This is a genomic window from Intestinibacter sp., from assembly GCF_022780145.1.
Classification (GTDB): domain Bacteria; phylum Bacillota; class Clostridia; order Peptostreptococcales; family Peptostreptococcaceae; genus Intestinibacter.
Map to the genome: position 1 here is coordinate 1 of NZ_JALEXO010000222.1, position 5,503 is coordinate 5,503.

The window sequence follows — 5,503 nt, forward strand, 5'->3', positions numbered from 1 at the left end:
AAAAAAGGTGGGAAGTATTTTGATACGGCTTATACTTATCTAGACGGAGAAAGTGAAAAAGCTATCAAAGAATGCTTGGTAAAAAGACATCCGCGAGAATCGTTTCTAATAGCAGACAAACTTCCAACGTGGAAAATAAAATCTCACGAGGAATGCTATAAATATTTTGAAGAACAATTAAATCGATGTGGTGTAATGTATTTTGATAATTATATGCTTCATTGGTTAAATAAAGATCACTACGATATCTGCAAAAAATACGATGAATTCGGATTTTTAAGAAAGTTAAAAGAACAGGAAAAAGCAAAAAAAATAGGATTTTCATATCATGATAACGCAGAATTATTGGATAAAATTTTGACAGATCATCCAGAGGTCGATTATGTTCAGCTACAAATTAATTATTTAGATTGGAAAAGTCCATCTATAGAAGCTAAAAAATGCTATGAGATTGCAAAAAAACACAACAAACAGATTATAGTAATGGAACCTGTAAAAGGCGGAACTCTCGCAAATCTTCCAGAAGAGGCGGATGAAATTTTTAAAAAAATACATCCTGAAAAAAGCACTGCCTCTTGGGCTATAAGATTTGCACAATCTTTAGATCAAGTAGAAATTGTTTTAAGTGGAATGAATTCTCTAGAACAAATAGACGATAATATGAAATATATGCCTATTTTGAATGATATAGAATTAAAAGCGATTGGAGATGTATGCCAAATTATCAATAATAAAACTGCTATTCCTTGTACAGGGTGTAGCTATTGTAAAAATAATTGTCATCAAAATATATCAATTCCAAAGTATTTTGATTTGTATAACGAATACTACAGATATCCAGAAGAAGACTGGAAAATTAAACCGATTTATGATCAGATTAGTTCAATAAATGGCAAGGCGTCAGATTGTATAAAATGTAAATCCTGCGAAAATAATTGTCCTCAAAAAATTGAAATTACATCATGGTTAGAAAAAGTATCAAAAGCCTTTGAATAACTAGTTTACATGAGATGATTACTTATTTATAAATAACTATGCCAATGTCAATATGATCTGCTATGGATGTTGGCTTCATTAGAAAATCCTATGTATATTCCTGTTGTAGTAAATTTTCTTATGTTCTTTTTGAATGATATGTATGGTTTTGTAAGTTGGAAAAAAAGAGAATTACAACAAACATAGCTTCCAGCTTATCGAATTTATTAATTAAAAAATAATAATTAAGAGGTTGTTAGAGAAATAATATACCCTAACAACCTCTTTTCATATTGTCTTTGAAAATACTCTAAGCTATTAATTTTACTATATTCTTAATTAGCCAAAATATCTCTTAAGAAGTCCCAAAAACGCCTTTCCATGTCTGGCCTCATCTTTGCACATCTCGTGAACTGTATCGTGGATTGCATCAAGTCCCAATTCCTTAGCTTTTTTAGCTATTTTTAATTTACCTTCAGCAGCTCCGTATTCAGCTTCAACTCTAGCCTCTAAATTAGACTTTGTACATGGCTCTACTACCTCACCTAGTAATTCTGCAAATTTAGCCGCGTGTACTGCTTCCTCAAATGCGATTTTATCATATGCTGCTCCAATTTCAGGATATCCCTCTCTATCGGCAACTCTTCCCATAGCTAAGTACATACCTACTTCTGTACATTCGCCTATGAAGTTTGCTCTCAAATCTTCTGCTAAATCCTCATCTATGCCTTTAGCAGCTCCTATATGATGCTCATCTGCCCAATTCAATGTATCGGTTTTTACTTGAAATTTATCTGCACCTACACCACAGACAGGACATTTTTCCGGTGGTTCTTCTCCCTCATATATATATCCACATACAATACATACCCATTTTTTCATCTGAAACACTCCTTTTATATTTTATTGAAGAATACATAAAAAAAAATTTTCATATTTATTTATATATTCCTTATATGTAAATTATTTAATAATACATAAACTATTTACATTTTACTTCTATGTATATTTTTTCTATAATCTCAAAAAATATACCTAAATTCACTTTAAATTTTTGAGCTATAACTACTTTTTTGAGGAGGTTCTATATATGAGCTTGTTAAATATACTTTTAACCGGATTTGCGCTTTCGATGGACGCATTTGCTGTGTCTGTTACCAAGGGCATGACTTTAAAAAACATAAACTCTAAATTAGCTTTTAAAATAGCTTTTTCTTTTGGATTTTTTCAGGGTTTGATGCCGTTTATCGGATGGTTTTTAGGGATTAGATTTGAATCCTACATAAAGTCTGTAGACCATTGGATTGCTCTATTTTTATTGTCATTTATCGGACTTAAAATGATATTTGAAGCTGTTGAAACAGAAAATATAAAATTTAAAGATGAGGCTGAAAAACAAAAGTATTTAGAAAATATAAATACAATCGACAACAGAGAAATTTTTATATTGTCAATAGCTACAAGCATCGATGCTCTAGCTGTGGGAGTTAGCTTTGCCTTTTTAAGTATATCTATTTTTCCAGTTTGTTTTAGTATATTCGCCATCACCTTTTCATTTTGCTTTATAGGAGTTTTAATAGGAAAAAAATTAGGCAGTGTATTCAAAAACTATGCTCAAATCCTCGGCGGGATTATCTTGATATTTATAGGTCTAAATATATTAAATGAACATACTGGCTTTTTATCTAGGATATTCGGTTAAAGCAATTTTATTATAAATTTTACTAAAGCACATAAAATCTGCTACAATAAATTTAATTAAACTTAAAAACGAGGGGAATTTTATGTGCTGCAATCTAATTAATTCATATGAAATAGATACTATTTACGGAAGAAAATCAATCGAAATCCACGAAGGAGATTTGACAGATTTTTGTAAACCATTTGATATACTAGTACTATCTGCTGTCAGCTATCACTACCTTCCTACAGAAGGTACACTAGTCAAGGCGTTAATCGATAAAAATATAGATATCGATAAATTATCAAAAGACCCATATATAGATTTAAGAAAAAAATTACATATATGGATATCTAATGAATTAGACAATATAGAGTTTAAATTCAAAAGATTTGTCTGCGTAGAATTCGATAAAAGAGGCGACCCAAACAAATCCTTTGAAGCTCTACTTCCATTTTTATCTTTAATCGAAAAACTAAATATACCTATAAAAAGTATCGCAATGCCTTTGTTGGGAACCGGCTATTTAAATCTATCGATAGAGTCAAACCTAGAACTACAACTAAAACAATGTGAGAAATGTCTAGAAAATATACCATCTCTATCTAAAATCTATTTAGTCGAGAAAAACAATCTAAAAGCTCATAAATTAGATATCGCATTAAATAAATATTTAGACAGAAGCGAAACCCAAACTAGAGATATTTTCTTAGATGATTACAATAAAGACGTGTTAGAAAAGCTAGAGGACAATATATATAAATTAATCAAGCTTAAGAAAAACAACAACCTTAATATCAACTATGAAATACTACACGATTTCTACAATCAGATAAAGAGAAAATCTCTGAGATATTTTGAACTGTGCAGCTACTCTAGAAAAATAGTAGAAGTTCTTTTAGCAGAACAACTACCTTGGGATGACTCGGATAAAGGATTACAACTCTCTATAGATTCTTATTTGAGACAGGGAAATGTTTCACCATGGATAACTTCTTATATGCACGTTATCAGGGTTTTATCGAATAATCAAATACATTACTCTAGATATAATAACAAAATTCCTAGTGAAGTCCAAAATCAGGATCAGCGAATTTTACTCGGTTGTCTATATCAAATAACCGACTATTGGCTACAAATAACTTATTCGAACTCTACAAGAAAATATTAATTCTAAATTAAAAAATACACTATATAGATAGCAAAATTCTATCAGTATAGTGTATTTTATATAAAATCCTATTTATTAATTAGAGCTTGTAGGTATAAATGATCCAATCTTAAGTGCAAACTCGTTAATATTCATAGTTTGAAGTACGACTTGACCTGGGCCTGTAAGTCTTGTTAAAAACAGTCCCTCGCCGCCAAATAGTATATTTCCAACGCCTTTTACAGTTTCAATTTCATATGAAACACTGCTTTCAAATCCAACAAGATTTCCTGTATCCACCTTTATAACTTCACCAGGAGCTAGATTTATCTCAATTGCATCTCCATCTATTTCTAAAAATGCCATTCCATGACCTCTAAGCTCTTGAAGTATAAATCCTTCTCCACCGAAAAATCCTGTTCCCACCTTTTTATTAAATGTAGTCTTTAAATCTACAGAAGTCTCAGCTGCCAAAAACGCACCTTTCTGTATAGTGAAGTTGTTATTGTTACTTACATCGACGGGAATTATTGTTCCTGGAACTGTTGATGCAAACGCAATTTTTGAATTTCTTTCAGCTGTATAAGTTACCATGAAAAAAGATTCTCCAGCAAACATTCTTCCAATACCTTTTAGAAAACCACCCTTTGCGTTTGTTTCCATTCTTATTCCATCTGTTTGGTAGAACATCCCGCCAGATTGAGTGAATACTGACTCTCCCTTTGTAAGGTTTATCTCCACACTTGGAACTATATTTCCTTTTATTTCATAATCCATTTACATTCCTCCAGTTATAATATTTTTTTATTTTATTTTATCATATATTATTTTCACTTTAAATTAAAAAAGATACTTAAATACAATCGCTCATATCTAAGTATCTTTATATTCAATAATCTATAATTTTAATTCAAATTAAATCCTATAAGTGATATACTCTCTTAACTCTTGAACCTATAACACTTAAAGTTTCATTAGTTATAGTATTGCTTAATAAGCTTATTTGGTTAACTGATAAATAATTATCTCCATCTTGTCCTATTAAAGTAACAGTATCTCCTTCTTTTACATCTATACCAGTTACATCTACCATCATTTGGTCCATACAAACGTTACCTATTTGTCTACCGAATTTTCCGTTTATTAAAACTTTCATATCTTTTTTAGATACAAGTCTTGATAAACCATCAGCATATCCTATAGTAACTGTAGCAACTTTTATAGTTTCTGTAGCAGTAAAGTTATTACCATATCCTACAGATTGTCCTGGATATACATCTTTAACCATAGCTACTTTACATTTCCATGAAAGTGGAGCTTCGAATTTTAATCCGTTTGGTAATTTATCTAATGTATCATCTAGTGGATCTGAAGGTACACCGTATAATATGATACCTGGTCTAGCTAAATCATAATGTAAATCTCTATAAGTTACTATACCGTAGCTGTTTTGAAGATGTACATTACCAAGTTCAAATCCAGCAGCTTTTAATTCACCTATTACATAGTCGAAGTTTGCTATTTGTTGTTTAGTAAATACTACATCTGCTTCTAAATTACTATCAGATCTACATAAGTGAGATAATATACCTTCTACTTTTATGTTATCTAAAGTGTATATTTTCTTAATTAAATCTAGATGTTCTTTTGGTTCACCTAATCTATTCATACCTGTATTTATTTTTACATAACCTCTT

6 protein-coding genes are annotated in these 5,503 nt (G+C 30.5%); 3 read left to right on the forward strand and 3 right to left on the reverse strand.

Annotated features, from left to right (window positions below):
• Positions 1–996: aldo/keto reductase (locus MR593_RS08505; protein WP_290691872.1), on the forward strand; the 996-nt coding region annotated here is incomplete at its 5' end.
• Positions 997–1,314: 318 nt separating this feature from the next.
• Here MR593_RS08505 and MR593_RS08515 read toward each other — a convergent pair.
• Entirely contained in the window at positions 1,315–1,857 is a 543-nt protein-coding gene (locus MR593_RS08515; RefSeq protein WP_290691875.1) for an NADH peroxidase, read from the reverse strand.
• 208 nt (positions 1,858–2,065) lie between these two features.
• Between MR593_RS08515 and MR593_RS08520 the strand changes: the two genes are divergently transcribed.
• Both MR593_RS08520 and MR593_RS08525 read left to right on the forward strand, forming a co-directional pair.
• Positions 2,066–2,677: a manganese efflux pump MntP gene (locus MR593_RS08520; RefSeq protein ID WP_290691877.1), complete on the forward strand. Its 612-nt coding sequence runs from the start codon at positions 2,066–2,068 to the stop codon at positions 2,675–2,677.
• Positions 2,678–2,759: 82 nt separating this feature from the next.
• A complete protein-coding gene (locus tag MR593_RS08525; RefSeq protein WP_290691879.1) occupies positions 2,760–3,827 on the forward strand; it encodes a hypothetical protein in 1,068 nt (355 codons plus the stop codon).
• A gap of 75 nt (positions 3,828–3,902) precedes the next feature.
• Here the strand turns inward: MR593_RS08525 and MR593_RS08530 are convergent, their stop codons facing one another.
• Both MR593_RS08530 and alr read right to left on the reverse strand, forming a co-directional pair.
• Positions 3,903–4,583, reverse strand: a complete 681-nt coding sequence (locus tag MR593_RS08530) for a TIGR00266 family protein (protein ID WP_290691881.1) — start codon at positions 4,581–4,583, stop codon at positions 3,903–3,905.
• 145 nt (positions 4,584–4,728) lie between these two features.
• On the reverse strand, positions 4,729–5,503 hold a 775-nt coding region (gene alr / locus MR593_RS08535), incomplete at its 5' end, for an alanine racemase (protein ID WP_290691883.1).

What these genes read in the sequence shown, in the direction of transcription:
- MR593_RS08530 (WP_290691881.1), bottom strand. Translation starts at nt 4,583, where the DNA reads ATGGATTATGAAATAAAAGGAAATATAGTTCCAAGTGTGGAGATAAAC.
- MR593_RS08520 (WP_290691877.1), top strand. Translation starts at nt 2,066, where the DNA reads ATGAGCTTGTTAAATATACTTTTAACCGGATTTGCGCTTTCGATGGAC.
- MR593_RS08515 (WP_290691875.1), bottom strand. Translation starts at nt 1,857, where the DNA reads ATGAAAAAATGGGTATGTATTGTATGTGGATATATATATGAGGGAGAA.
- MR593_RS08525 (WP_290691879.1), top strand. Translation starts at nt 2,760, where the DNA reads ATGTGCTGCAATCTAATTAATTCATATGAAATAGATACTATTTACGGA.